Source organism: Nocardiopsis sp. NPDC055879 (assembly GCF_053615935.1).
This window is the reverse complement of the sequence record NZ_JBSHCT010000017.1, coordinates 72,126-97,989: the sequence shown is the minus strand read 5'-3', so window position 1 is coordinate 97,989 and position 25,864 is coordinate 72,126. Positions and strand designations below refer to the sequence as shown.

Genomic DNA, 25,864 nt, shown 5'->3' with positions numbered 1-25,864 from the left:
CCCTCCAGGGGTACGCCGCTCAGTTCGCGGCGTCCATCTCGGCCTCGGCGTCCTCCATGGCCTGACGGACGTCGGCCTCGGTGATCTCGCTTCCGGTCGCTATGTCGGCGAAGATCCCACCGATCGCCGCACCGAGCACCGTCTCCATCTGTCCCTCTTCGGGGATCAACGGCATCGGTTCGGAGTGTTCGGTGAGGATCCGTTGGAAGGTGTCCATCGACTCGTCCTGGAGGTCTTCGTTGTCGTAGGACTCGGTGGCCACCGGCAGCGTCTGGAACTCCTGCGAGAGGTAGACCTGCTCCTGCGGGCTGGTCAGGTGCTCGACCAACCGCAACGCGCCCTCTTGGTCGTCGGTGTCGTTGAAGACACTGATGTTGATGCCGGCCGCGAGGCTCTGAATCGGATCCCCCGGAAGCGGGTCGAGCATGGGCACCTCGGCGATCTCGTAGTCGTCGAAATCGCGGGCGGCCATGGTGGTGCGGGCGCTGCCCTGCACGATGATCATGGCCGAGCGCCCGTCGACGAAGTCGCTGATGGCCTGGGTGCCGTCGCTGAACTCGGCGCTACTGGGGTCGACGACGTCCTCCACGGCCATCAGGTCCACCCACTGCTTGACCGCGGCGACCTGCTCGTCGGAGGAGAACGTGGGCCCCTGCTCCGCCCACAGGTGTCCGCCCTGCTGCCGACCGAGGATGAAGGCCATGTGGGAGTTCTGGCGCTCGTTGCCGCCCTCCAGCCCGAATCCGTACTGGTCGATCTCACCGTCGTCATCGGTGTCACGGGTCAACTCGTTCGCGGTGTCGACGAACTCCTCCCACGTCGCGGGCGGCTCCTCGATGCCCGCCTCCTCGAACATGGTGGGGTTGTAGAACAACGCGTAGGACAGGCCGTAGAGCGGCACCGACGTCGGGGGTTGTCCCTCGGCGCCACCGGTGGCGAAGCTGGTGGTGACGAAGCGTTCCTCTCCGCCCACCGCCTCCAGTTCCGCGCCCTCGAAAGGCACGAAGGCACCCGTCTCTTGAAGGCTGGCCGCCCAGGTGTTGCCGATGTTGAGCACATCGGGCGAATTGCCGCTACTGACCGCGGTGAGGATGCGGTTGTACAACTCACTCCAGGGGACGACCTCCAGTTCGACCTCGATTCCGGTCTCCTCCGTGAAGCGGTCGAGCGCGGGCTGAAGGACCTCCAGGTCCTCCTCCACACTCGCGCCCTGATTACTGGCCCAATAGGTCAGGGTCTCGCCCTCGGAACCTTCGTCGGGACCGCAGGCGGTCAGTGCGGCGACGAGTCCGAGCGCGGTCGAAGCGGACAACACCGCTCTGGCGGAAATCTTCACGACCGTCTCCGTTTCCCATTGGTCATGCGCACCCGCCCATCACCGACGGTTCGGAGCGCAATGGAATCGACCGGCCACGTGTTCTCCGATCGGCCTCCGACCAATCAGGTAAACCGGTTTACCGCGCAAGTGTAAGTGAGATCTCGCGGACATAGCAGAGGTGGTTGTGAAACCGTTACTCGGGCGGGTCCGGCCGCCCGGAGGACTCCCTCAGACAAAGCTCACCGGTCATCACGGTCGACAGCGGCGGTTCCTGTCCCTTGAGCATGTCCAACAGAATGCGCGCCCCGGCGCTGCCCAGCGCTCGATGCCTGCTACGGACGGTCGACAGCGGCGGCGAGACGAACGAGGCCAGGGGGATGTCATCGAATCCGGCCACCGCCATGTCGTCGGGGACGGCCAGTCCGGCCTTCCCCAATACCGAGTAGCCCCCTACGGCCATGATGTCGCTGCCGTAGAAGATGGCCGTGGGGCGTTCGTCGACGTGCAGGTCGATGAGGCGTTGTGTGGCCCGGGCCCCACCCTCGATGGTGTAACCCCCCTGTTCCTCGACCGGGCCCGGTTCCAGCCCGAACTCGCGGACCGCCCGCTCCCAGTGACGCCTGCGCTGGAAGGCGTGCAGCATGTCGGGGGCACCCTGGACATGGGCGATACGACGATGGCCCGCCTCCACGAAGCGCCGCACGAGACCGCGGATCGCCTCCTCGGAGTCGATGGTGACGGAGGGAAGGTCCGTGGAACCCTCGGGCACACCGACCACGACGGCGGGCGCGCCCATCCGGCGCAACAACTCGGGACGACCGTCGTCCACCCGCAGGTCGGTGACGAGGAAACCGTCGACGAAGCGGTCATTGAACAACCGCTCATAGGTCGCGGTCTCGGTCCGCGTGTCGGGCACGAAGCGGATGACGGTGGCGTGCTCCTCACCGGAGAGCACCGACTCGATACCCGACAGGACCGAGGGGAAGAACGCGTCGAAGTCGAGTATCTCGGGGGAACGACGCACCACCAGACCGATGGTGCCCAGCGGCTTGCCATTGAGCGCGCGTGCGGCGTAGCTCGGGCTCCAGCCCAGCTCCACCGCCGCCTGACGAATGCGCTCACGGGTTTCGGAGCTGGCCCCGGTGCCGCTGTTCAAAGCCCGCGACACCGCGCCCTTGGACACGCCCGCTCGTCTGGCGACGTCACTGATCGTGGGACGCTTTCGTCCCGGGTTCCCACTCGTCATAGGTGGGATGATAGTGGGACCGGGGTCCACGCCCCGATCGGCCATATCCGGGCGCGGATCCCCGACTCACCCCTGGGCACGGGGTTCGTCGTGCAACGGTTCCACGGGCGGGGCGGTGCCGCCCTGGAGTTCGTGCTCCAGGGCGTCGAGTTCGGCGCCCCCGGCCATGTGGTGGGCGAGTTCCTGCGGCGACAGGTTCTCGCGGGGCTCGTCCAGTTCCACCGCGCCCAGTTTGAGCACGGTGAAGTGGTCACCGACCAGGTGGGCGTGGTGGGGGTTGTGGGTGATGAACACGACGCCCAGTCCGGCCTCGCGTGCGGCGTTGACGTACTTGAGCACCACCCCGGACTGTTTGACCCCGAGCGCGGCGGTGGGCTCGTCCAGGATGAGCACCCGCGCCCCGAAGTAGATGGCGCGGGCGATCGCCACCACCTGGCGCTGTCCACCGGACAGGTGACCCACGGGCGCGTCGATGTCGGGCAGGTCGATGCCGATCTTGCGCAGTTCGGTGTCGGCGATGGAACGCATGCGCGCCACGTCCAGCATCGACAGCGGGCCCCGCCCTCGACGGAGTTCCGAACCGAGGAAGAAGTTGCGCCACACCGGCATCAGCGGCACCAACGCCAAGTCCTGGTAGACGGTGGCGATGCCCCGGTCCAGGGCCTGGCGCGGCGAGGTGAACGTCACCGGTTCGCCGTCCACCAGGTACTCCCCCGTCGTGGGCCCGTACAGGCCGGACAGGATCTTGATCAGCGTGGACTTGCCGGCGCCGTTGTCGCCGAGCACGCAGGTGACCCGTCGGGCGTGAACGCGCAGGTCCACACCGGTCAGGGCACGGATGTTGCCGAAGTGGCGATGCACGCCGCGCAGCTCCAGCAGGGGTGTGTCGTCGCCCATGCTCACCTCCGATCGGCCTGGGTGCGCACCCAGCCGTTGATCACGACGGCGGCGAGCAGCATCGCGCCGACGAAGAACATGACCAGGTTGTTGTCCCAACCCGCGTAGACGATGCCCTGTCGGGTCATCCCGTAGATGAACGCGCCGATGGCGGCGCCGATCACCGTTCCATAGCCGCCGGTGAGCAGGCATCCGCCCACGACGGCGGCCATGATGTACAGCAGCTCGTTGCCCACGCCCTCGCCGGACTGGACGGTGTTGAACGCGAAGAGCAGGTGCATGCCGGAGAACCAGGCGAAGAAGCCCACCGTCATGAACAGGCCGATCTTGACCCCGGCGACGGGAACGCCGACGGCACGTGCGCTTTCGGCGTCGCCGCCCACCGCGTAGATCCAGTTGCCCACGCGGGTGCGCACCAGCACCCAGGTGGCCAGGGCCACGAACAGCAGCCACCACAGGACGGTGATCCGCACCGACACCCCGCCCACGGGGATGGTGGAGGCGAACACGGTCCGGGCCGACTCGAAGCCGTCCATGTCGGAGATGTCGCGGGTGGACACTCCCCCGGTGACCAGGCGGGTGACCGCGATGTTGACGCCCTGCAGCATGAGGAACATCGACAGGGTCACCAGGAAGCTGGGCAGTTTGGTGCGGGTGAGGATCCATCCGTTGAGGAACCCCACCGCCAGGGCCACCGCGAGCGCGAACAGGGCGCCGACCCACACGTTCAGCGAGAACCACCAGGCGAACATGGACGCGCTCAGCGCGGAGGTGATGACGGCGACCCCCGCGGACAGGTCGAACTCGCCGCCGATCATCAGCAGGGCCACGCCCACCGCCATGATGCCGATGGTGGAGCCCGCGTAGAGCACGGTGGCCATGGCCGAACCGGTGCGGAAGGGTTCCGCGATGGCGAAGAACACCGCGAACACGACGACGGCGCCCAGCAACGACCCGACCTCGGGGCGGGTCAGGAAGCGACGCAACGGACCCCGTCGTCCCACGCGCAGTGTCTTCTCCCCGCCCTCGGCGGCGGGCGGCACCTTAGGTACCACTGTGCTGCCCATGGTCAGCGCGTTCCTCTCTCCGCGTACTCGGCGACCTCGTCGATGTTGGTCTCGTCGATGAACGCCGGTCCGGTCAGGACGGGTTCTCCGCCGCCCAGGGTGTTGCCGTTGGTGCGGTACAGCCACAGCGACTCCACCGCCATGTATCCCTGTAGGTAGGGCTGTTGGTCCACGGCCCACAGCACGTCGCCGTCCTGCAGGGCGGCGACGAGTTCGGCGTTCGTGTCGAAGGTGGCGATGGCCGCCTCGCTGCCGGCGTCGTCGACGGCGTCCAGCGCGGTGATGGCGATCGGGGCGCCCAGGGCGGCGACCAGGTCGATGTCGGTGGACTCCTCCAGACGGGCGGCGATGGCCGAACGCGCCTCGGGCATGTTGGCGCTGTCGACGTAGAGCGTCTCGGAGTCGCCGTCGAACTCCTCGGTCAGACCCTCACAGCGCGACTCCAGGCCCACGTTGCCCTGTTCGTGGATGACGCAGACGACGTTCTCCAGGCCCTCCTCGTCGAGGCGTTCGCCGAACGCCTCACCGGCCAGATACTCGTCGGTGCCGAAGTACTGCTGCACGCCCAGGTCCTGCCATTGTTCGATACCGGAATTGAGGGCCACGACCGGGATGTCGGCGGCCTCCGCGGCGGCCAGCGCCCCCTCCATCGCCTCGGGGCTGGGCAGGGTGACGGCGATACCGTCGACGCCGCGGTCGACGGCGTTCTGCACCAGGCTCGCCTGTTCACCGGCCTCGGGGTCGGAGGCGTACTCCAGTTCGACGCCGCTCTTCTCGGCGGAGGCCTCGGCGCCGTTGCGCACGATGTCCCAGAAGGTGTCGCCCTGCACCTGGTGGGTGATCATGGCGATGGTCAGGTCGACGTTCTCGGTGTCCTGCGCGGACTGTTCCCTACCGCCCTCGGAACTACAGGCGGTGGCGAACAGGAGCGCGCCCGCGGCTCCCAGGGCCATGGCCCGAGTGGTGGGTGTACGTCGCATCGTTGGCCTCCGGGGGATCATGTCGAATGGATGTGGGGGTGGTTCAGGGCAGCCGTTGGTGGCGTGCGCCCAGACCGCACCCGTTCAGGTAGCGGCGAGTGCGTTCGGCGATCGGCCTGGGCACGTCGAAACCGCAGGGGTACAGGTCCTGCTCGACGATGACGAACACCCGGGCGTCCACCTCGGCGAGGGCGTCGACCACCGATGCGGGCGAGGGCACCCCGGCCGGGGGTTCCACGCACACCCCACGTCGGACCGCCTCGCCGAAACTCAGTCCCTCAGTATCCACCTGCCGCAGGACCTCGGGGTCCATCTGCTTGATGTGGACGTAGCCCACCCGCTCCCGGTAACGCCGGATGAGGTCGACGGCGTCACCGCCCCCGTAGGCGACGTGGCCGGTGTCCAGGCACAGCGACACCAGGTCGGGATCGGTGGCGTCCAGGAACCGTTCGATCTCGTCCTGGGTGCGCACGTGGGTGTCGGCGTGCGAGTGCAGGCACAGGCGCACGTCGTACTCGTCGATGAGGATCCGGCCGAGTTCGTCGGCGGTGCGGGTCAGGTGCCGCCACTGGTCGGCGTCCAGGGTGGGCGACTCGGTGTACTCGCCGGTGCGCTGGTCTCGGTACATGGGCGGGATGAACACCAGGTGGTGGGCGCCCACGGCCGCGGTGAGCGCGGCGACCGTGCGAGCGGTGGCGAAGGTCTCCTCGCGGTTGTGCGCGTTGTGCAGGTCTCCGAAGACGGTGCCGCCGCTGACGCGCAGGTCCCGGCGGCCGACCTCGTCGGCGAGCCGGGCCGGGTCGGTGGGCAGGTAGCCGTAGGGGCCCAGTTCGAGCCACCCGTAGCCGGAGTCGGCGAGTTCGTCGAGGAACCGGGGCCAGGGGATCTGGAGGGTGTCGTCGGGGAACCATACGCCCCAGGAGTCGGGGGCCGAGCCCAGGACGAGGTGGTCGTGGACGGTGCGGGGTCCGGTGGGTGCCGCTGTGTCGGTCATGGCTGCTCCTCGCGGGGGGCTCACAGGTGGTGGCGACGGGTGCGCCGGTGCCGCCGGTATTCGTCGTGGGCGTTCCTGGTGGTGTCGAGGGTGGACACCTCGGCCACGGGCACGTCCCACCAGGCGGTGGTGGGCGGTCCGGGCGCGTGGGGGTCGGTGCGCAGGTGGACGACGGTGGTGGTGCGGGCGGCGCGGGCCTCGCGCAGGGCGCCGGCCAGGTCGCCCGGCTCCTCGACCCGGATGACGTGCGCGCCGAGACTGGCCGCGTTCGCGGCCAGGTCCACGGGCAGTGGGGCCCCGTCCAGCAGTCCGGTGGTGGGGTCGCGGTAGCGGTAGCCGGTGCCGAAGCGTTGGGATCCCACGCTCTCGGACAGGGCGCCGATGGAGGCGAATCCCTGGTTGTCGACCACGACGATGACGATGGCGACGCGTTCGGCGACCAGGGTGGCGATCTCCTGGGCGAGCATGAGGTAGGAGCCGTCGCCCACCAGTACGAACACGGCCCGGTCGGGGGCGGCCAGTTTCACGCCGAGTCCGGCGGCGATCTCGTAGCCCATGCACGAGTAGGCGTACTCGACGTGGTAGCCCTTGGGGTCCCGGGCCCGCCAGAGTTTTTGCAGGTCGCCGGGCATGCTCCCGGCGGCGTTGACGACCACGTCACGGTCGTCGAGGACGTCGTTGAGGGTGCCGATGACGGCGCTCTGCGCGGGCAGGCCGCCGTGGGGTCCGGCGCGACGGAGGTGATCGCTCTCGGCGACCCAGTCGTCGGCCAGCGCGCGGGAGCGGTGTTCGTGGTCGGAATCCACCCGCCATCCGGCCAGCGCCTCGCGCAACGCGGTGAGGGTGGTGCGGGCGTCGGCGACGACCTCGGTCGCGGCGAGTTTGGCGGCGTCGAAGCGGGCGACGTTGACGTTGACCAGGCGCACGTGCGGGTGCTGGAAGAGCGTGCGGCTGGCGGTGGTGAAGTCGCCGTAGCGGGTACCGACGCCGATCACCAGGTCGGCCTCACGGGCGAGTTCATTGGCCGAACGCGCGCCGGTGGAGCCGAGCCCGCCCACGGCCCGCGGGTGGTCCCAGGGCAGGGCGCCCTTGCCGGCGTGGGTGTCGGCGACGGGGATACCGGTGGCCTCGACGAAGGCGCGCAGTTCGGCGGTGGCGCGCGAGTACACCACCCCTCCCCCGGCCACCAGCAGGGGACGGCGGGAGGCGCGGATCGCCGCCACGGCACGGGCCAGGGCGGCGGGTTCGGGTACGGGGCGGCCCACGTGCCAAAGACGTTCGCGGAAGAACTCCAGGGGCCAGTCGTGCGCCTGTGCCTGGACGTCCTGGGGCAGGCACAGGGTGACGGCGCCGGTCTCCACCGGGTCGGTGAGCACCCGCATCGCGGCCGGTGCGGCGGCGAGGAGCTGTTCGGGTCGGCTGAGGCGGTCCCAGTAGCGGGAGACGGGGCGCAGGGTGTCGTTGACGGAGACGTCGCCGGCGCGCGGATCCTCCAACTGTTGCAGGGCCGGATCGACGGCGCGGCTCGCGAACATGTCCGAGGGCAGCAGTAGGACGGGGACCCGGTTGGTGGTGGCCAGGGCGGCGCCGGTGACCATGTTGGTGGAACCGGGGCCGGTGGAGGCGGTGCAGGCGTAGGTGGAGAGCCGGTCGGTGGCCTTGGCGTACGCGGCGGCGGTGTGCACCATGGCCTGTTCGTTGCGGGCCAGACGGTAGGGCAGGTCCACCTGCGCGGTGACCGCGGCCTGGAGCAGGGCCTGGCCGATTCCGGCGACGTTGCCGTGGCCGAATATGCCCCACACGCCGGCGATGAGACGGTGGCGTTCGCCGTCGCGTTCGGTGTACTGGGCGGCCAGGAAGCGCACCAGGGCCTGGGCCGTGGTGAGCCGGACGGTATCGGTGGAATCGGTCGACCCGGGCCGGTTCACGTCCGACCTCCTCTGCCTCGGTGCGAGCTGAACGGCAGCCGGGAATCCATCGGCTGTCGGGCCCAGGTGTCCCGGACCCAGGCGTGGGAGGGGTGGTCGCTGATCCGCCAGGCGCGTTCGGTCCCGGGGCCGGCCATGACGTTGAGGTAGTACATGTCGTAGCCGGGCGCGGCCATGGACGGCCCGTGCCAGCCGTGCGGGATCAGGACCACGTCCTCGCTGCGCACCTCGGCCATGACCTCGATGGGTCGTCTCTCCGTGCCGTGCACCCGGTGGTAGCCCACCCCGTGTCCGTGCGGCCCATCGGAGATCTCGAAGTAGTAGATCTCCTCCAGCTCGGACTCGGTGGCGGTGACCTCGTCGTGTTTGTGCGGCGGGTAGGACGACCAGTTCGCCGAGGGGGTCAGGACCTCGCACACCAGGAGACGGTCGGCGGCGAAGGTGCCCGGCAGGCACAGGTTGTTGACCTGGCGGCTGCTCTGTCCGGCCCCGCGCAGTTCGACGGGGACGTCCTCGGCGGGTCCGTAGCGGGCGGGCAGGGCCCGGTCGCAGCGCGAGGCGGGCAGGGCGAACCGGCCTCCGTCCCGGCTGGTGATGGTGGCGCGGGCGTCTCGTGGCAGGTACACGAAGTCGCTCACCCGTGAGAACACGTCGTCGCGGCCCTCGACCTCGAAGACCATCGAGTCCAGGGCGACGGTGCAGCCGCCCTCCAGCGGTAGGACGAGGGCCTCGGAGTCCCCGGTGGTGATCCGAGCCGAATGCCCGGGTGCCAGTTCCAAAACCCGCAGGCCCGAATAGCCCCACCCCGCGGTGTCGGGGGTGACCACGGTGCGGAACGGCGGTTGGGCGGTGCTCAGCGCGGACAGGTGGTGTTCGGTGTTCACAGCAACCCCACAGCGGTGTCGACGGCGGCCTCGACGTCGTCGTCGGCCGGATACAGCAGGGACCGGCCGACGGCCAGCCCGATGACGGTCGGTGGCTCCAGCGCCTTGGCCCAGCGGGCGTAGGCGGCCTCGGGGTCGGCGGCGACCTCACCGCCAAGGATGACCGTGGGCAGTGTCGTGGCGGCGGCGACACGCTCCATGTCCTCGATCGCGGGGAGTTTGAGCCAGGTGCGCGCCGAGGAGGAGCCGAGACCGGCGGCGATCGTGGCGGCGCGGGTGACGGACTCGATGGACAGGTCGTTGCGCAGTCCCTGGCCGGGTCCGTCCGGCCGGCGGGACACGAAGGGTTCGACCATCGCGACCAGTCCGGTCTCGGCCAGGTCGGCCACGGCCCGGGCGCAGTGTTCCAGGGTGCGTGCGGTGCGGTCGTCGGCGTAGTCCAGGCGCAGCAGCATCTTGCCGCCCTCGAAGCCGGAGCGTGCCAGGCCGTGCGCTGTGTAGCCGGTGAACCGGTCGTCGACCTCCCAGTCGGCGCCGGCCAGACCTCCCCGGTTCATCGAACCGAACACCGCCTTGCCGTCCAGGGCGCCCAACAGGAGCAGGTCCTCCAGGACGTCGGCGGTGCCCAGGACCCCGGTCACCCCGGGGCGGGCCAGGGCGGCGCACAGGCGGGAGAGCAGGTCGGCGCGGTCCGCCATGGCCAGGGGGTGCGCTCCGGCGCGCAGGGCGCCGCGGGCGGGATGGTCGGCGGCGATGATGAGCGCCCGCCCCGAGGGGCCCACGGGGGTGGTGGGGCGTCTTCGTCGAGCGGCGGCGTCGGTGATGGCGGCGGGATGGAACAGACGGGCGCGGGTGAGTTCCCGGACCTGTTCGCGGGTGATGGCGGAAGCGGTTCGGTGGACCGCGTCATCGGGCATGGGGTGCCCCCGCTCCACCGGTCTCCAGGGCGGCCCGCACCTCGGCGGTCGTGGGCATGGCGTCCGAGCACGCCAACCGGGAGGCGACGATGGCGCCGGCGACGTTGGCGAAGCGCAGGATGCGTTCGGTGGGCCATCGAGAGAGCAGGCCGTGGCAGAGGGCACCTCCGAAGGCGTCCCCGGCGCCGAGCCCGTTGACCACCTCCACCGGTACCGGAGGCGCGCTGTGCGGACCGGTGTCGTCGACGGCCGACACTCCGTCCGGCCCCTGTTTAACCACGGCCAGGGTCAGGCCCAGTTCGCGGCCACGGCGGGCGGCCTCGACGGGGTCGCGGGTACCGACGGCCGCCTCCCACTCGTCGAGGTTTCCACAGGCCACGGTGGCCAGGGGTAACGCCTCGGCGACGTGACGCCGGGCCTGTTCCCGGGAGTCCCAGAACATGGGGCGGTGGTCCAGGTCCAGGACGGTGGGGTGGCGGCGCTCGCGTACGCGCAGCGCGGTCAGGGTGGCGGTGCGGCCGGGTTCGCGGCACAGCCCGGTGCCGGTGGCCCAGAACAGGTCGGCTCGGGCGATGGCCCCGGTGTCGAGTTCGTCGGCCTCGATGAGCAGGTCCGGCGCGGGGTCTCGGCCGTAGAAGTACAGCGGGAAGTCGTCCGGTGGGAAGAGTTCGCACAGGGTGACGGGAGTGGTGGTGCCCGGCACGGCGTCGACGAAGCGGTCGTCCACCCCGTAGCCGCGCAGGGCCCGGTGCACGAACCGGCCCAAGGGGTCGTCGCCGACGCGGGTGATGACGGCGGCGGCGCGCCCGTGGCGGGCCGCGGCCACCGCGACGTTGGTGGGGCTGCCGCCGAGGAACTTGCCGAAGGACTCCACCTCGTCCAGGCCGACCCCCACCTGGTGCGGGTAGATGTCGACACCGACCCTGCCCATGGTGATCACCTCGGGCGGGGTGGTCGACGGGTCCGGTTCGCTCACGGCCGCACCTCCGTGATCCGGACCGGACGGTGTTCCCTGCGCGACAGGTCCGCGGCCTCGGCGATCAGCACCGCCTCCAACGCGTCGGCGACCGTGCAGGGGCTGGGGGCGCCGTCGACGACCATGGCGACGAACGCGCCGATCTCGGCCTCGTAGGCGGCGGTGAAGCGAGGCCAGAACACCTCCCAGGGCTCGCCCGAGGGGAAGTCGATCCCGGGTTCGGCCGAGCGCAGCGGCACCCGGTCGTCCAGTCCGACGACCAGGGTGGAACGGGAGCCGGCGAGTTCCATGCGGACGTCGTACCCGGCCCCGTTGTACCGCGACCCTTGGAGCGTGGCCAGGGTGCCGTCGTCCAGGCGCAGCACCGCGGCGGAGGTGTCGACGTCGCCATGGTCGGTGAAGTAGGAATCGCCCCGGTTGGCGCCGTAGGCGAAGACCTCCTCGACCTCGCGTCCGGTGACCCAGCGCAGGATGTCGAAGTCGTGCACGTGGCAGTCCCGGAAGAGCCCGCCGGAGGCCGCGACGTAGCCGGCGGGCGGCGGCGCCATGTCACAGGTCAGGGCGTGGACGCGGTGCAGGTCGCCGAGTTCGCCCGCGCGGACGGCGCTGTGGGCGCGCAGGTATCCGGGGTCGAAGCGGCGCATGAATCCGATGTGCACGGCGGCCTCGGCGCGCCGCACCTCCTTCAGCAACCGGATGGTCTCGGCGACCGTGGGAGCGACCGGTTTCTCGCAGAAGACGGGGACCTTGGCGGCGATCCCCGCCCGGATCAACTCGGGGTGGGCGGGGGTGGCGGCGGCGATGACCAACGCGTCGACGGCGCCGGGAGCGAGGAGCGCGTCGACCTCGACCGGTCGGGCGCCGATCCGGTCGGCCACGGCGTGGGCGCTGTCGGTGTCGACGTCGGCGAGCAGGAGTTCGGCCACCTCGGGGCGGGCCCGAAGGGCGGCGGCGTGTGATCGTCCGATGCGTCCGGTTCCGACCAGGCCTATGCGCATGCGACTCCCTGGGGTGTAGCGCGTATCACATCCGGGGCCTCATGCTCACCCGTCGCTCTTCCCGCTGTCAATACTTTGTCCGGACATACTGATGTAGTAACCTCGTATTCCGTTCTCCCGTACACGAGGTAGCACCGGTGACCCACAGTCCTTTGTCCATCGACCTGGATCGCAGCAGCCCCGTGCCGCTCTACTTCCAGGTCGCCCAGGAACTGGAACGGCGGATCATGGCGGGCGAGATGCCCGCGGGCACCCGTTTGGAGAACGAACTCATGCTGGCCGAACGGCTGGGTCTGTCCCGGCCGACCCTGCGTCAGGCCATCGAGTACCTGGTGGACCGCGGCATGGTGGTGCGCAAACGCGGCGTGGGAACGCAGGTGATCCGCCCGCGCGTGCGTCGTCCAGTGGAGCTGTCCAGCCTCTACGACGACCTGGCCCGTGTGGGCGAGGAACCCGGCACCCGGGTGCTGCGCCTGGCCGTGGAGGTGCCGCCCGACCCGATCGCGGCACAGATGGAGCTGCCGCCCGGGAGCGAGGCGTACGTGCTCGAACGGCTGCGCCTGGCCAGGGGCGAACCCCTGGCCCTGATGCGCAACCACCTGCCCGTGAGCCTGGTGGAACTGCGTGAGGGCGAACTCCGCGAACAGGGGCTCTACCGGCTGCTGCGCGCCGCCGGCGTCACGTTGAAGATGGCCTCACAGAGCATCGGCGCCCGCAACGCCACCCCCGCCGAGGCAGAGGCCCTGGACGAGCCATCAGGCGCGCCGTTGCTCACCATGGAGCGGGTGGTCTACGACGACACCGGGCGAGTGGTGGAGGTGGGATCCCACGTCTACCGCGCCTCGCGCTACTCCTTCGAGCTCACCCTCACCGGCTGAGACGCCCTGAACCGGACACGCCTCGCGGCGCTTCCTCATGCCCGGATAGGCTCCTGCGATCTCCCATAGCGCAAGGACGTACCCCATGGCTCTCGCTCCCCGTAACACCGCGGGCACCAGATCGCTCTCGGATGTCCTCCGTGATCCCCGCCAGTGGTGGTGGGGGATCCAGGGCGGGGACCCCCGGGCCGCCGCGCAGGACCTGGACGACCTCCGGCAGGGCCTTCCGCTGCACTCGGTCGCCCACCTCCGCCACGGGCACGCCTTCTACCAAGGCCTGCTCGTCATGCACTTCGCCGCCCCCGAACGGGAACGGCTGAAGTGGCGCCAGTGGAGACCCTTCCGGACCTACGCGCAGCCCTTGTTGCTCCCCACCCCGACCGAGGTACTCGGCGTGCGTGAACCGTCGTCCTGGCGGGAACGCCGACTCGGGGACATGCGCATCGTCGACTTCCTCGCCGGCGGCCACCCCTGGGAGATGGCGGTGGTTCCCATCGACGTCGCGGTCGTCACCACCGCCCTCGACAAAGCCGGGTTCTGAGGCCAGGCCGGGAAAACCGCTTGGCTCGATGGATGTACGGGCACTCCGGGCGTACGGGGTGCGGGGGTCGGGGGCGCGCAAGGGGGTGGGTGCACAGGGGGGGGTGTCAAGGGGGTTGGATAAGCGGGGGCGTATCAGGGGTGCCGGGCGCCCCAGATCTCATGCCTTGGGGTTATTGGGCGTTGCTCGGGTCGTTGGTGGGGCGCCTGAGGTCGGGGGCCTGCGGGTGGTTGGGCGGGGTGGGGGTGGGTTCTCCCTCCTTCCCCGCCGCGTGATTGTTGCCGCCCGCACCGCACGCGTCAAGGCGATGTTGAGTCCCCATCAGCGTGGTGGGTGGCCTTGACCCGTACGGCACGGGCGGCGGTTCGGCGGCTATCGGGGAAGGGGGGAGAGTGGTTGAGGTCCCAACGGCCCTGTGGGCCTTCGGCCCACTCCGGCCGCAGGCGGCCGGATCCCTTCCCCTCCGTCTGGTGTCCTCGTGGGGCGCGTCGCCACTACGTGACGGGTCCGGTCACGAAGGGCCCGCTACAGGTGGGACGGGTGGCGAGCCGCGTCCCCGCGGTGGCCGGCTCTGGTCTTCACAGCGATGATCTTGCTCGTAGCGCCATGTTGGGCGCCCAACATGGCGCTACGGACAAGATCATCATGGTGGAGAGACAGCACAGGGTTGCACGGGGTTGATGATGTCGGTGGGCCGGTACCTGTGGTGGCAGTGGCGCCGACACCCCCGATGGGAGCCACTCCGTGCCCGGGATATGACTCCGGGCGGGGGGTTCGCGGAGTTTCTGCCCCTGGGCATGCCGATATCCCCACAGGGCACAGGACCCTTGGGGTCTGACACCCAACCGGGGGTGGACTCGGGGTGGTCGCGGCGGGGTGGTCGCGGCGGGGTGGTCTCGGCGGGGTGGGGTTCCACCTGGCGGAAACGGGTGGTGGAAGTACGCGGTGGTTAGAGGGCGGTGGCTGGGGCTGACTCGCCTTCCCCGTCCCCGGTCCCGCTGTCCTTTCCCGCTTCTTGGTGGTTCTGGGCGTGGTGGTGTTCCCAGATCTGCCGGTTCACCTTGGCCTGCAACCGGTGCTTAAGCCGGTTATGGGTCGAGCAGAGCACCTGCATGTTGGCCGCGCTAGTGGCCCCGCCGTGGGAGAAGGGGACGATGTGGTCGTACTGCGACCAGCTACGCGGCACATCACAGCCCTCGTGCCACTCACAGTAGGACTTCTTGAACCCCGCTGCCTGGCGGACCGGGTCCGGGGCGCACCGCTTCTTTCGCCCCACATCCAACAAGGTGCGGCCCTGTTCGTCGGTCACGAACCGGCGCAGCCAACTGTCGGGGGTCAGGCGGGCCACCATCTGGTCGGGGATGACCACACCGTCCTCGGTGACGGCGGGTTCAGCCGTCTCATCGCCCAGGAAGCGTGTGAGGGGGACGGTGATGTTGATGGTCGCCAGAGGTTGGCGGCTCAGACTGGAGCAACCCCGGTGGCCCAGAGCGGTCTCGAAGATGCGCATCATCGCGTCATAGGTGCGCTGATGCTTCGGCATCGCCGCGTTCTCCGGCCCATACGGCCAGGGCTCGTTCAAGTTCCTGGATCACGCAGTTCATCCGATTTGACCTGGAACGATACACACAAAAGCAGGCACGGAACCCGAGATCATGAAGGTGTCTAAGCCACATGATCACGAAAGTCTGCCGTGCCTGCCCGCCCATCTTCGCCGATCCCGGCCGTGCTCGCCAAACTCGGCCCCCTGGACCCCGAGTCCATCACCGACCTGCGCCCCTACCTGGACACCGTTCCCGACCCACGCTCCCCACGGGGACGCTGGCACGCCCTGACCTGCATCCTGCTCGTGTGCGCGTGCGCCATCATCTCCGGCGCCAAGAGCATCGACGAACTCGCCGAGTGGGGCCAACGCGCACACCTCAGTGTCCTGGCCGCACTCGGAGCACGACCCCACCCCCTGGCCTGGCGTCGCTCACCTTCGGCACCCACCATCGACCGCGTGCTGGCACGCATCGACGGTGACGCGCTCGATGCCGCCATCGGTGCCTACCTCGCCGACCGACACCAGGCCACCGCTGACCAGGCCGAAGGCGAGGACACCCCGAGGCCGAGGCGGCCCGCGATCGCCCTGGACGGCAAAGCACTCAAGGGCTCAGCCCGCCTGGGGCAACGCTGCCGCCACCTGCTTTCCGCCATCACCCACCACCGCCCCATCACCCTCGCCCAGGCCGAGGTGGGCGCCAAGACAGGCGAGACCCGGCACTTTCGACCCCTGCTGCGTGACCTGGACCTGGCCGGGTGCGTGGTCACCTTCGATGCCCTGCACACGGTCAAGGACCATCTGAGCTGGCTCGTAGGTACCAAGGAGGCCCACTACATCGCGGTGATCAAGACCAACCAGCCCCTCGCCCACCAGCAGATCTCGGGTCTGCCCTGGTCACAGGCCACCATCGCCTACACCCGATCCGAGACCGGGCACGGACGAGTCGAGTCTCGCTCAATCAAGGTCATGGCCATCGCTGACAGTCTCGGCGGTATCGCCTTCCCCCACGCCAAGCTGGCCATCAGGGTTCACCGCCGCCGTCGGCAAAGGGGCAAGAAGCAGACCCGCGAGACTGTCTACGCTCTCACCAGTCTGGACGCCCACCAGGCGACACCGGCCGAGCTGGCCGCTTACCTGCGGGGGCAATGGGCGATCGAGAACTCCAGCCATCACATCCGCGATGTCACCTTCGCCGAGGACGCCTGCACCGTCCACGCTGGCAACGCGCCCCGAGCGTTGGCGGCCTTGAGGAACCTGGCCAACGGTGTGCTCCACACTCTGCGGGCGGACAACATCGCCAAGACCACCCGCGCGATCCGGGACCTACCCGAACGAGCGTTGCCGTTCTTCGGGATCAGTTACGAACCCGACCCTTCAGGAACTTGAACGAGCCCTGAGCCTCACCGGTGCCGGCTACCGCAGGGACGCGCCCCACCCCGTGCCCCACCTGTAGCGGGCCCTTCGTGACCCGACCCGTCACGTAGTGGCGACGCGCTCAACGAGGACACCAGAGGGAAGGGAAGGGATCCGGCCGCTTGCGGCCGGAGTGGGCCGCAGGCCCACAGGGCCGTAGGGACCTCAACCACTCTCCCCCCTTCCCCGATAGCCGCCAAACCGCCGCCCGCACCGTACGGGTCAAGGCCACCCACCACAGCGTCACAGCACTCAACATTGCCTTGACGCGTGCGGTGCGGGCGGCAACAATCACGCGGCGGGGAAGGAGGGAGAACCCACCCCCACCCCGCCCAACCACCCCAAGAGCAGAGACCTCAGGCGCCCCACCCACACACCTGAGTGACGCCCCGTAAACCGGTGGGTTCCCGGCCCGAGGCGCCACACCAACCACCCGAGCAACCCCACCAGCCCCAAGAGCCAGAAACCTGAGGCACCCCACGCCCCACCCCGACCAGCACGAACCAACCCCCGGACAGCACGAAACCGGCGAAACCAGCGGCTCCCCCAAGATCGATGGGATCACGTAGGCGGAACAGTTCGCCAGCCCGAACTCTCCCACCTGTGGATAACCCACCACAGGCAGCAGCCGCCCGTCCCGAACGGTCTTGGGCGCGCTGGCCCCGGCGTACTGGGGCCCGACATACTGTGGCCTGGCGTACTGGACCAGTCCCCGGGGTGGCCCCACGCATCCCGTGCGTGACTAGCTCCCGGAAGGCTCATTCCCAGAAGATCAGCCCCCGGAAGGGCCGTTCTCGGAAGACCCATTCCGGAAGGCCCATTCCGGAAGGCCCATTCCCTCACGAACCGACCACCGACCATGTGGGTGCGGCATTCCGCCCCGGGCTCAGTCGCGGGGGCGTAGACCGCACAGGGCCAGGTCGAGGAGGCGGTGGGCGCGTCGTTCCCAGTCCTCGGCGGAGGGGTCGAGCTGATAGAGGCCTGCCACGGCCAGCAGGACGTCGTCGGCGGTCAGGTCGGCGCGCAGGGTGCCGGCCTGTTGGTTGGCGACGAGCAGGTGTTCGACGGCGTCGGCCACGGGGCCCCGCCCGACCTGGGCGAATCGGCCGTGGGCGGTGGCGGTGCGCAGCACCTCCAGGAGCCCGGCCTTGGTCATGGCGTAGCGGGCGAAGCGTTCCAGCCACAGCCGGAACGCCTCCTGCGGCGAATGCTCATCGAGGAGTTCACCGGAGGCCCGGGTGAGCCGTTGCACCTGGTCGCGGTAGAGCTCGAAGACCAGGTCCTCGCGGGTGGGGAAGTGCCGGTACAGGGTGCCGATGCCCACCCCGGCCCTCTTGGCGATGGAGTTCAGGGAGACGTCCCTGGACTCCTCGAAGGCCTCGCGCGCGACCTCCAGCAGGCTGGCACGCGTTCGAAGCCCCTGTGCGTGGAGTTGTTCGACACGCTTCGTCGACATGTAGGACCTTCCTACGGCCGGTGCCACGGAGACTTCTCCGCCTCAGCGTATCCGATGTGTCCCCTGTTCAGAGCGGGGTTTTCGGTGGGTGGGAATCCTCGTCACACCGAGGAGGTCTTGTTTGGCGGAGGGTTCTCCGGATAAGTTGTAATACGTGGCGGAGACATCTCCGCCACGAGGTCGGCCTCGACCCCCACCCGTACCGGCCCCGAATGACACGACTGGAGCGCACATCTATTCGCAGGGGGCTCCCATGCACGAAACTTCCGTGACCAGCACGATCGGCATCATCGGCGTCGCCGGTGGGCTCGCCGAACACATAGCGACCGAGGCCGCCGCGCGCGGCCACGAAGTGACCGCGTTCGTGGACGATCCCGAACGATGGTCCGCGCCCGTTACCGCCGTCCGACGCGACCCCCGGGACCTCACCCGCCCCGACCTCGCGGAGTTCGACGTCCTGATCAACGCCTACCAGGTGCCCGCCGGCCGCGAACGCGACCACCTCTCGGTCAACCGCCACCTGCTGCTGTTACTGGCCCGTTCCCCGATCCGCCTCATCACCGTCGGCGATCCCGGCCCCCTGTTCGCCGACGCCTCTCGCACCTCCATTCACTGGCAGCAGAGCGTTGCCCGCGGCCCCCGACGTAAGGCCGGCCGCACCATGGAGCGGGTCTTCTTCCTCTACAAGATCAACCGCGACGTGCTCTGGACCTACCTGGCGCCGCCGATCGAGCTGGTCGGCGATGGTGAACGCACCGGCCACTACCGGGCCGGCGGCGACGTCCTTCTCACCGACGATCAGGGCCGCAGCCGGATCAGCAAGGCCGACTACGCGGTCGCGATGGTGGATGAGGTGGAGGCCGGCGCCCACCCGAGGCGGATGTTCACCGTCGCCGCCTGAGCGGTCCGGTGGCGAACTCCCACGGGAGGGTGACCGAGCGGGGAAGCCTCGGGGAAATCCCGTTCCGTCGCGTCCGGGGGTCTGGGCGCGGGCCACGGGATGGGGGACACTTCCCTGACCCGCCACCCCGCAGAGGATTCCGATGCCCCCTTCCTCCCGTACGCCCCGTGCCCTGCTCGCCGCGCTGTGCACGCCGCTCCTCGCCCTCAGCCTGATCGCGCCCTCCTCCCCCACCGCGAACTCCGAATCCGAGCCCGACCTGGTCACCGACCCGGTCGGGTACGTGGACCCGTTCATCGGCACCGCCGGGGGCGGCAACACCTACCCCGGAGCGGTACGCCCGTTCGGGATGGTCTCCTGGAGCCCCACGACGACCCCCGGCGACCAGACCGACACCGGCGCCGCCAACGGCTACCACTACGACACCACCCGGGTGCGCGGCTTCGCCCTCACACACGTCAACGGGGCCGGTTGCCACCCGGGCGCGGCCGGGGACCTGCCGATCATGCCGGTGACCGTTCCGGTGGACTCCTCCCCCAGCGCCGACACCACCGACGAGATCTACGCGAGCGACTTCGACCACGAGGACGAGTCCGCCGAGCCCGGCCGCTACACGGTGACCCTGGCCAATGGGGTGCACACCGACCTGACCGTGACCGATCGGGCCGGGGTGGGCGAGTTCTCCTTCCCCGAGGGCGACCCGGCCACCCTGTTGCTGCGCGCCTCCAACTCGCTCAACGGCAGCGAGGAGGCCGAGGTCGGCATCGACGAGGAGACCCGGACGGTCTCCGGGTCGGTGCTCACCGGCTCCTTCTGTGGCCAACGCGCCAACGGCGGAGAGAACAACCGCCGTTCCTACTACCGGTTGCACTTCACCGCGAGCTTCGACACCGACTTCAGCGAGGTGGGCACCTGGGAGGACGACGAACTCATGCCCGGGGCCACCACCGCCTCCGGTGGCGAGGGGTACGACCGCGACGCCCGCCGGGGCACTGGTTCGGGCGGCTACGTGTCCTTCCCCGAGGGGTCGGACGTGCGGATGCGCGTGGGGGTCTCCTATGTGAGCGCCGAGGGCGCCCGGGCGAATCTGGAGGCGGAGGTCGAGGACGACGCCACCGTCGACACCGTGGCCGAGCGGGCGAGCGAGGCCTGGAACGAACGGTTGGGCGCGGTCTCGGTCGGCGGCGGGAACGAGGACCTCCACACCGAGTTCTATACGTCCCTGTACCACTCGCTGCTCCAGCCCAACCTGGTCAGTGACGTGGACGGACGCTACCCCGGTATGGACGGCGAACCTCAGCGGATCGTCGACGGTCAGGGCGCCCAGTACTCCAATTTCTCCGGCTGGGATCAGTACCGCGCCCAGATCCAACTGTCGGCGCTGTTGGAGCCGGAGGTGACCGGGGACTTCGCGCAGTCGCTGCTGAACTTCTCCGAGCAGAACGGCCACGTGTGGGACCGGTGGGTGCACGTCAACGGCCCCACGCACGTGATGACCGGCGACCCGTCCGCGATCACCCTGGCCACGTTCGCCGCGATGGGGGTGGACGGCTTCGACGCCGAGGCCGCCTACGCGTCGTTGCGGGCCCAGGCCACCGAACCGCATCCGGACGGGTTGTCCGACGCGGGTTGCCCGGGTCAGTGCGAGGGGCAGCGCCCGAACCTGGAGCGCTACCTGGAGTTGGAGTACGCCCCGCACGACGACTGCCGCTGTTGGGGCGGGGCGGCCGAGACCTTGGAGGGCGCCGTGGCCGATCATTCCCTGGGTCAGTGGGCGCGGCGTCTGGGCCTTGCGGAGGACGCCGAGATGTTCGCCGATCGGGGCGGGTACTGGCGCAACGTCTTCGACCCGCGGGCCACCGAGGACGCGGGGTACATGCGGGCTCGCAACGGCGATGGTTCCTGGGTGGGGCCCTTCGATCCGGCGTCGGGGACCGGGTTCGCGCAGGGCACGGCGGCGACGTACACGTGGATGGCACCGCACGACGTCGGTGGTCTGGCCGAGGCGATGGGCGGGCGCGAGGTGGCCGCCGAGCGATTGGACGGGTTCTTCCGCACCCCCGACGGCGAGTGGTCGGTGGGCGGCGGTGACCCGCTTCGTTACGATCCGACCAACCAGCCGGGGTTGCACGCGCCGTGGCTGTACAACGGGTTGGCGCAGCCGTGGAAGACCCAGGAGACGGTGCGGGAGATCATCGCGTCCCAGTACGGGACGGGGCCGGCGGGCCTGCCGGGCAACGACGACCTGGGGACCATGTCGGCCTGGTACGTGTTCGCGTCGTTGGGGTTGTTCCCGCAGGCGCCCGGGCGCGGTGAGATGCTGCTGTCGAGCCCGGTCTTCACCCACGTCCGCCTGACCCCGCCGGGGCGCGGCCCGATCACCATCAGCGCCCCCGGGGCCGGCCCGGACTCGGTGTACGTGCACGGGGTACGTCTGGACGGGGACGAGCACGGCGCCTCGTGGCTGCCGGAGTCGTTCTTGGAGGAGGGCGGACACCTGGAGTTCGACCTGGGCACCGAGGCCGACACCACGTGGGCGACGGCGCCCGGGGAACCGCCCGTGGACCATTGAACGCCAGGCTCCGGCCCCGATGGCCTCGTGCCACCGTCGGGGCCGGAGCGTGTCCTGGGTCAGCGCACCGGGGCGCCGGGGCCGAGCGGGATGCCCAGGGCCCACCAGGCCAGGAACAGCAGGGTCCAGACCGCCGTCATGCCGATCGCCAACGGCAACGTGTAGGAGGCCAGGGTGCCGATTCCGGCGCTCTTGCGGTACTGCTGCAGGAATCCGAGCGCCATCACGAAGTAGGGGCTCATCGGGGTGATGGCGGTCGAGCCGGAGTCGGCGATCCGGAACAGCGCCTGGGTGGTCTCGGCGGGCACGTCGATGAGCATGAGCATCGGTACCAGGACGGGTGCGCAGATCGCCCACATGGCCGAACCGCTGGTGATGATGATGTTGATCAGGCTCAGCAGCACCAGGATGAACAGGAACAGCACGACCACCGGGATGCCGCTGGTCTGCAGGGCCTCGGCCGCGCGGACCGCGATCACGTCACCGATGTGGGTCCAGTCGAAGTACGCCAGGAACTGGGCGATCGCGAAGAACAGGACCAGGACGGGCGCCATCTGCTTGATGCCCTGGACCATCAGCGCGGGCACGTCGCCGGGCTTCTCGATGGTGCCGACGCGGTGACCGTAGACGATGCCGACCAGACCGAACAGCAGCGCCACCAGCGCGCCGACCCCGGTGAGCAGCGGCGACTCGGCCAGGCCGCCGTCCTCGCCGCGCAGCGGGGAGCCTTGCGGGACGACGATGGCGATCAGGACGATCAGGGCGAGCATCAGCGCGACCAGGGCGCGGCGCAGCCCGGAGCGCTCGGCGTCGCTCAGGTGCAGCGAACCGATGTTCTCCAGGTCCGCGTCCGGGTCGGGGTCCAGGTCGGGCCGCTTGGCCAGGACGAACTTGGTGATCACGGTGATGACCGTGGCCAGCACCACCGAGGAGGCGATGTTGAAGTACCAGTTGCTCAGCGGCGAGACGAAGGCCCCCGGGTCCACGACCTGGGCTGCGGCCGTGGTGATGCCCGCGAAGATGGCGTCGTTGGGGGTGGGGATCGGGCTGGCGTCGTAGCCGGAGGCGATGGCGGTGTAGGCGACGACCACACCGAGGATCGGTGAACGTCCGACGGCGCGGAAGGCCAGCCCGCCGAGGGGGACGAGGATGATGTAGGCGGCGGCCGAGGCCACGTGCGACATCGTTCCGGCGAAGGCGACCGCGAACACCACCCAGCCGGTGGGGACACGGGAGACGCTGACCCGCATGAGCGAGGACAGGAACCCGCTGCGTTCGGCGACCGCCACGCCCATGATGACCGCGACGATGGTCGCCATGGGCGGGAACGCGGCGAAGTTGTCGATCATCGTCGACAGGGCCATCGCCATGCCCTCGCCGCTGAGCAGGTTGCGGACCACCACGGTCTCCCCGTCGCTCGGGGAGACCACGGAGACGTCGAGCCCCGCCATGATGGCGCTGGCCACTCCCAGGATCGCGGCGAGGATCCAGAACAGCCAGAACGGGTGCGGGAGCGCGTTGCCGACCCGCTCGATCACCGCCATGGCACGGATGATGCGCGGCAGTGGGACGTCGTTGTCCGTGGTCGGGTCGCCGGCGTGGTCGGAACCGGTGGCGTCAGGGCCACCGGAGGTGGATCGGGACATGGGGTACTCCTGAGCTGAGCTGTGCGGTGCGGGTCAGACGAGGGGCAGGCGGAAGCGGCTCATGAACCGCCACATCTCCTCATGGGCCTCGATGGTCCGGGTGGTGTGACCGCCGCCGCTGTAGGAGTCGGCGCCGGGCCAGGTGTGTCCGCCGCCCTCGATGGCGACGTGTCCTACCGCCGCTCCCGGCGCGCAGCCGGTCCAGCGGTACTCGATGACGTCGGGGTCGACCCTGCGCGTGCGCGGGTCGGGTCGGCAGTCGCCGGCCTCGGCCCGTTCGGCGTTCCAGGTCCAAAGGTCGGGCAGGCCGCGCTCGGGGTCTCCGGTGTAGGGGATCGTGGCGTCCTCGGTGCCGTGGAAGGACAGCGTGGGGACCGGACGCTCGGGCTCGCAGTCCAGGTCGTGGGGGTAGAGCGCCGGAGCGACCGGGGCGATCGCGGTGACGCGTTCGGCGGCGGCGCAGGCCAGGAGCGCGGTGAAGCCGCCGCCGTTGGACTTTCCGGTGGCGTAGACGCGTGCGCGGTCCACGCACAGATCGGACTCGACGGTGTCCAGGAGGTCGTGGGTGAAGGCGACGTCGTCCACACCGGGCGCGGAGTAGGGGGCGCCCTGCCAGGCCTGTCGGTCGCCGTCGCCCTGGCCGATCACCCCTTCGGGGTAGACGACGACGGCGGGCAGTTCGGAGAGTCCGGAGAACTCCTCGGTTCCGGCACCGGTGTTGCCCCGTCCGTGGAAGGCGAGGACGACGGGCCAGGCGCGGTGCTCGTCGTAGTCGTCGGGCAGGTGGAGCCAGTAGGAGCGTTCCATGTCCGCGCTGTTCAGGCGGTGTTGGACGCTCTGCCCGGGTTCTTGGGGCGGCGGGCTCGCGCAGCCTTGGGAGCGGTGCGGGGCGGTGGTGTCGTGGGCCGGGGCGACGGCGGTCGCGGCTGTGGACGTGCTCGACAGGATCAGGGCGGGTAGGGCGAGTGTGATCGTCAGGCGGGCGAGGGGTCGTCGGTGCGGGCGACTCATGGTGTCCTCTTCCGTCGGTGTGCGGACGCCTCGGGAGCGTTTTCGGGTACGGCTGGCGGACCCTCGGCCATCGCGAACGCGACCGGGGGCCTGTGGATTCGGTCGTTACCGGGCCCGCGGCGGTGGCGGGCCCGGTGGGCTTGGGCGAGGGGGTCGGTCCGCCTTGGTGCGGCGGATCGACCCGCTCAGGGCCGGGTCAGGCCTTGAGCCATTCCTCGACGAACTCGGTGATCTCGGCGACGACGCGGTCGACGATGGCCGCGCCGTCCTCGGCGGTGGCCCGGGCCGGGTCGCCCAGGACGCCGTTGGCGCTGAGTCGGTCGTAGCGCACCTGGAGGGTGGGGTGCCCGGGACGGCGGGCGAGTCGGGGCAGCGCGTCGAGTTCGGACAGGTTCCTGGTGCCGGGGGCGAAGCGGTCGGTGTGGACCAGGTCGGGTGCCAGGTGGAGCATCTGCGAGGTCTCGGCCTCACCGCAGTGGCCGTGGACCTCGCTCTTGGGCATGCGGGCCACGACGTCGGCGGCGATGGAGGTCAGGGGCGACCACGCGAATTCGAGGTCGGGCAGCTCCGCCAGCAGGTCCTGGGCCAGGGTGGTCAGGGCCGCGTTGTTGCCGCCGTGTCCGGTGACGACCAGGACCTTGCGCCATCCGTGCGCGTACAGCCCGTCCAGGTACTCGCGCAGCACGGTGTGGAAGGTGGCGACGGACAAGGTGAGGGTGCCGGCGAAGGCGATGTGGTGGGGGGAGACTCCCACCGGCAGGCTCGGGCCGATCACGGCCCGTCCGGAGAGGCGTGCGGCCACTCGATCGGTCACCGCCTCGGCCCTGACCAGGTCGGTGGCCAAGGGCATGGCGGGACCGTGCTGTTCGAAGGCCCCGGCGGGCAGGATGACGACCGGGCTCTCGGTGACGGCCTCGGCCGCCTGCTCGGTGGTCATGTCGGCGAGGTGATGGGGGCGCGGCGTGTGGGGTCTGGAAGTGCTCATCGGTTCGCCGCCTCACGCGAAGCGGCCGCCACGGCGTCCCTGATCGCGGTCAGGTGTTCTCGGGTGAGGCGTTCGGCGGCCTCGGCGTCCCGGTCCTTGACCGCGGTGTGGATCTCCAGGTGCTCGGCGTGGTCGCGTTCGCGGTCGTGGTATCGGTGCCTGATCTCTACCTGTTCGCGTGAACGCACGAAGAGCAGCGCCTCGACGGTCTCCCGCAGCAGGGTGTTGCCGGTGGCGGCGGCGAGCGCGACGTGGAAGTGCACGGGTGCCTCGGCGTCGAAGCGGGGCGGGTGCAGGGCGTTGACGGTGGAGCGTTCGATCTGGGCCAGTTGCTCGTCGTCGCGCACACGGGCGGCCGTGGCGGCGATCGGCGGTTCCAGGACCAGACGGGCCTCGGCCAGTTCCAGGACCGAGTCCCCGCTCTCCCTGGGCAGGTGCGGGTTGACCAGGAGGGTCCGACTGAATCCGGCGCCCACGTAGGTGCCCGACCCGTGCCTGAACTCCACGACGCCGGTGGCCTCCAGCCGGCGCAGCGCCTCGCGCACGGTCGGGGTGGTGACGTCGAATCGCTGGGCGAGTTCGCGGGAGGAGGCCATGAGGTCTCCGGGCGCCAGGCTCTCCTGGCGGATGATCTCCACGATGTCGTCCGCGAGCCGCTCGGACAGGGAGGGCGCGTTCTTGTTCATATAGTGACTAAATCACTTAGTCTG

Annotated in this window: 22 protein-coding genes; 5 read left to right on the top strand and 17 right to left on the bottom strand. The window is 69.9% G+C overall.

Going from position 1 to position 25,864, the window contains the following annotated elements:
- Window positions 1–19 precede the first annotated feature (19 nt).
- The 11 genes from ACWGKS_RS20715 to ACWGKS_RS20665 form a co-directional block, all read right to left on the bottom strand.
- Entirely contained in the window at window positions 20–1,336 is a 1,317-nt protein-coding gene (locus ACWGKS_RS20715; RefSeq protein WP_358509114.1) for an extracellular solute-binding protein, read from the bottom strand.
- A gap of 175 nt (window positions 1,337–1,511) precedes the next feature.
- Window positions 1,512–2,564 (bottom strand): LacI family DNA-binding transcriptional regulator, encoded by a 1,053-nt coding sequence (locus ACWGKS_RS20710; RefSeq protein WP_358509117.1) that lies wholly within the window; start codon window positions 2,562–2,564, stop codon window positions 1,512–1,514.
- A gap of 66 nt (window positions 2,565–2,630) precedes the next feature.
- Entirely contained in the window at window positions 2,631–3,461 is an 831-nt protein-coding gene (locus ACWGKS_RS20705; protein ID WP_358509120.1) for an ATP-binding cassette domain-containing protein, read from the bottom strand.
- Between the two features lie 2 nt (window positions 3,462–3,463).
- The gene (locus ACWGKS_RS20700; RefSeq protein WP_358509123.1) at window positions 3,464–4,528 is read right to left on the bottom strand and encodes an ABC transporter permease; all 1,065 of its coding nucleotides are present in this window, start codon (window positions 4,526–4,528) and stop codon (window positions 3,464–3,466) included.
- 2 nt (window positions 4,529–4,530) lie between these two features.
- Window positions 4,531–5,508, bottom strand: coding sequence for a substrate-binding domain-containing protein (locus ACWGKS_RS20695; protein WP_358509126.1), 978 nt, complete (start codon window positions 5,506–5,508; stop codon window positions 4,531–4,533).
- 43 nt (window positions 5,509–5,551) lie between these two features.
- Window positions 5,552–6,502 carry a TIM barrel protein gene (locus tag ACWGKS_RS20690; protein WP_358509129.1) on the bottom strand — a complete coding sequence of 317 codons (951 nt, stop codon included), beginning with the start codon at window positions 6,500–6,502 and terminating at the stop codon, window positions 5,552–5,554.
- Window positions 6,503–6,522: 20 nt separating this feature from the next.
- Entirely contained in the window at window positions 6,523–8,430 is a 1,908-nt protein-coding gene (gene iolD, locus ACWGKS_RS20685; protein WP_358509131.1) for a 3D-(3,5/4)-trihydroxycyclohexane-1,2-dione acylhydrolase (decyclizing), read from the bottom strand.
- Window positions 8,427–9,314: a 5-deoxy-glucuronate isomerase gene (gene iolB, locus ACWGKS_RS20680; RefSeq protein WP_358509134.1), complete on the bottom strand. Its 888-nt coding sequence runs from the start codon at window positions 9,312–9,314 to the stop codon at window positions 8,427–8,429. The genes iolD and iolB overlap by 4 nt, the downstream gene beginning before the upstream one ends.
- The gene (locus ACWGKS_RS20675) at window positions 9,311–10,231 is read right to left on the bottom strand and encodes a Cgl0159 family (beta/alpha)8-fold protein (protein ID WP_452523574.1); all 921 of its coding nucleotides are present in this window, start codon (window positions 10,229–10,231) and stop codon (window positions 9,311–9,313) included. The genes iolB and ACWGKS_RS20675 overlap by 4 nt, the downstream gene beginning before the upstream one ends.
- Entirely contained in the window at window positions 10,221–11,162 is a 942-nt protein-coding gene (gene iolC, locus ACWGKS_RS20670; RefSeq protein ID WP_358509153.1) for a 5-dehydro-2-deoxygluconokinase, read from the bottom strand. The genes ACWGKS_RS20675 and iolC overlap by 11 nt, the downstream gene beginning before the upstream one ends.
- 41 nt (window positions 11,163–11,203) lie before the next feature.
- Window positions 11,204–12,205, bottom strand: a complete 1,002-nt coding sequence (locus ACWGKS_RS20665) for a Gfo/Idh/MocA family protein (RefSeq protein ID WP_358509136.1) — start codon at window positions 12,203–12,205, stop codon at window positions 11,204–11,206.
- Between the two features lie 137 nt (window positions 12,206–12,342).
- Between ACWGKS_RS20665 and ACWGKS_RS20660 the strand changes: the two genes are divergently transcribed.
- Window positions 12,343–13,083 carry a GntR family transcriptional regulator gene (locus ACWGKS_RS20660; RefSeq protein ID WP_358509139.1) on the top strand — a complete coding sequence of 247 codons (741 nt, stop codon included), beginning with the start codon at window positions 12,343–12,345 and terminating at the stop codon, window positions 13,081–13,083.
- Window positions 13,084–13,168: 85 nt separating this feature from the next.
- Entirely contained in the window at window positions 13,169–13,624 is a 456-nt protein-coding gene (locus tag ACWGKS_RS20655; RefSeq protein ID WP_358509142.1) for a hypothetical protein, read from the top strand.
- A 949-nt stretch (window positions 13,625–14,573) separates the two neighbouring features.
- Here the strand turns inward: ACWGKS_RS20655 and ACWGKS_RS20650 are convergent.
- Entirely contained in the window at window positions 14,574–15,167 is a 594-nt protein-coding gene (locus ACWGKS_RS20650) for an HNH endonuclease signature motif containing protein (RefSeq protein WP_452523571.1), read from the bottom strand.
- Window positions 15,168–15,350: 183 nt separating this feature from the next.
- On the opposite strand from ACWGKS_RS20650, the gene ACWGKS_RS20645 reads away from it, so the two are divergent.
- On the top strand, window positions 15,351–16,556 hold the full coding sequence (locus tag ACWGKS_RS20645) for an ISAs1 family transposase (protein ID WP_452523569.1): 1,206 nt from the start codon (window positions 15,351–15,353) through the stop codon (window positions 16,554–16,556).
- A gap of 913 nt (window positions 16,557–17,469) precedes the next feature.
- On the opposite strand, the gene ACWGKS_RS20640 is transcribed toward ACWGKS_RS20645, so the two are convergent.
- Entirely contained in the window at window positions 17,470–18,039 is a 570-nt protein-coding gene (locus ACWGKS_RS20640) for a TetR/AcrR family transcriptional regulator (protein WP_358509711.1), read from the bottom strand.
- A 253-nt stretch (window positions 18,040–18,292) separates the two neighbouring features.
- Between ACWGKS_RS20640 and ACWGKS_RS20635 the strand changes: the two genes are divergently transcribed.
- Together ACWGKS_RS20635 and ACWGKS_RS20630 are read left to right on the top strand one after the other, a co-directional pair.
- A complete protein-coding gene (locus ACWGKS_RS20635) occupies window positions 18,293–18,940 on the top strand; it encodes an NAD(P)-dependent oxidoreductase (RefSeq protein WP_358509708.1) in 648 nt (215 codons plus the stop codon).
- Window positions 18,941–19,082: 142 nt separating this feature from the next.
- Window positions 19,083–21,512 carry a GH92 family glycosyl hydrolase gene (locus ACWGKS_RS20630; protein ID WP_452523567.1) on the top strand — a complete coding sequence of 810 codons (2,430 nt, stop codon included), beginning with the start codon at window positions 19,083–19,085 and terminating at the stop codon, window positions 21,510–21,512.
- Window positions 21,513–21,571: 59 nt separating this feature from the next.
- Here the strand turns inward: ACWGKS_RS20630 and ACWGKS_RS20625 are convergent, their stop codons facing one another.
- The 4 genes from ACWGKS_RS20625 to ACWGKS_RS20610 form a co-directional block, all read right to left on the bottom strand.
- The gene (locus tag ACWGKS_RS20625) at window positions 21,572–23,158 is read right to left on the bottom strand and encodes an AbgT family transporter (RefSeq protein ID WP_452455012.1); all 1,587 of its coding nucleotides are present in this window, start codon (window positions 23,156–23,158) and stop codon (window positions 21,572–21,574) included.
- Window positions 23,159–23,191: 33 nt separating this feature from the next.
- Complete coding sequence (locus ACWGKS_RS20620) at window positions 23,192–24,169, bottom strand: alpha/beta hydrolase family esterase (protein ID WP_358509703.1); 978 nt, start codon at window positions 24,167–24,169, stop codon at window positions 23,192–23,194.
- Between the two features lie 196 nt (window positions 24,170–24,365).
- Window positions 24,366–25,154, bottom strand: a complete 789-nt coding sequence (locus tag ACWGKS_RS20615) for a creatininase family protein (RefSeq protein ID WP_452523564.1) — start codon at window positions 25,152–25,154, stop codon at window positions 24,366–24,368.
- Window positions 25,151–25,840, bottom strand: a complete 690-nt coding sequence (locus ACWGKS_RS20610; RefSeq protein ID WP_358509696.1) for a FadR/GntR family transcriptional regulator — start codon at window positions 25,838–25,840, stop codon at window positions 25,151–25,153. Before ACWGKS_RS20610 ends, ACWGKS_RS20615 begins: the two co-directional genes overlap by 4 nt.
- Between the last annotated feature and the right edge of the window lie 24 nt (window positions 25,841–25,864).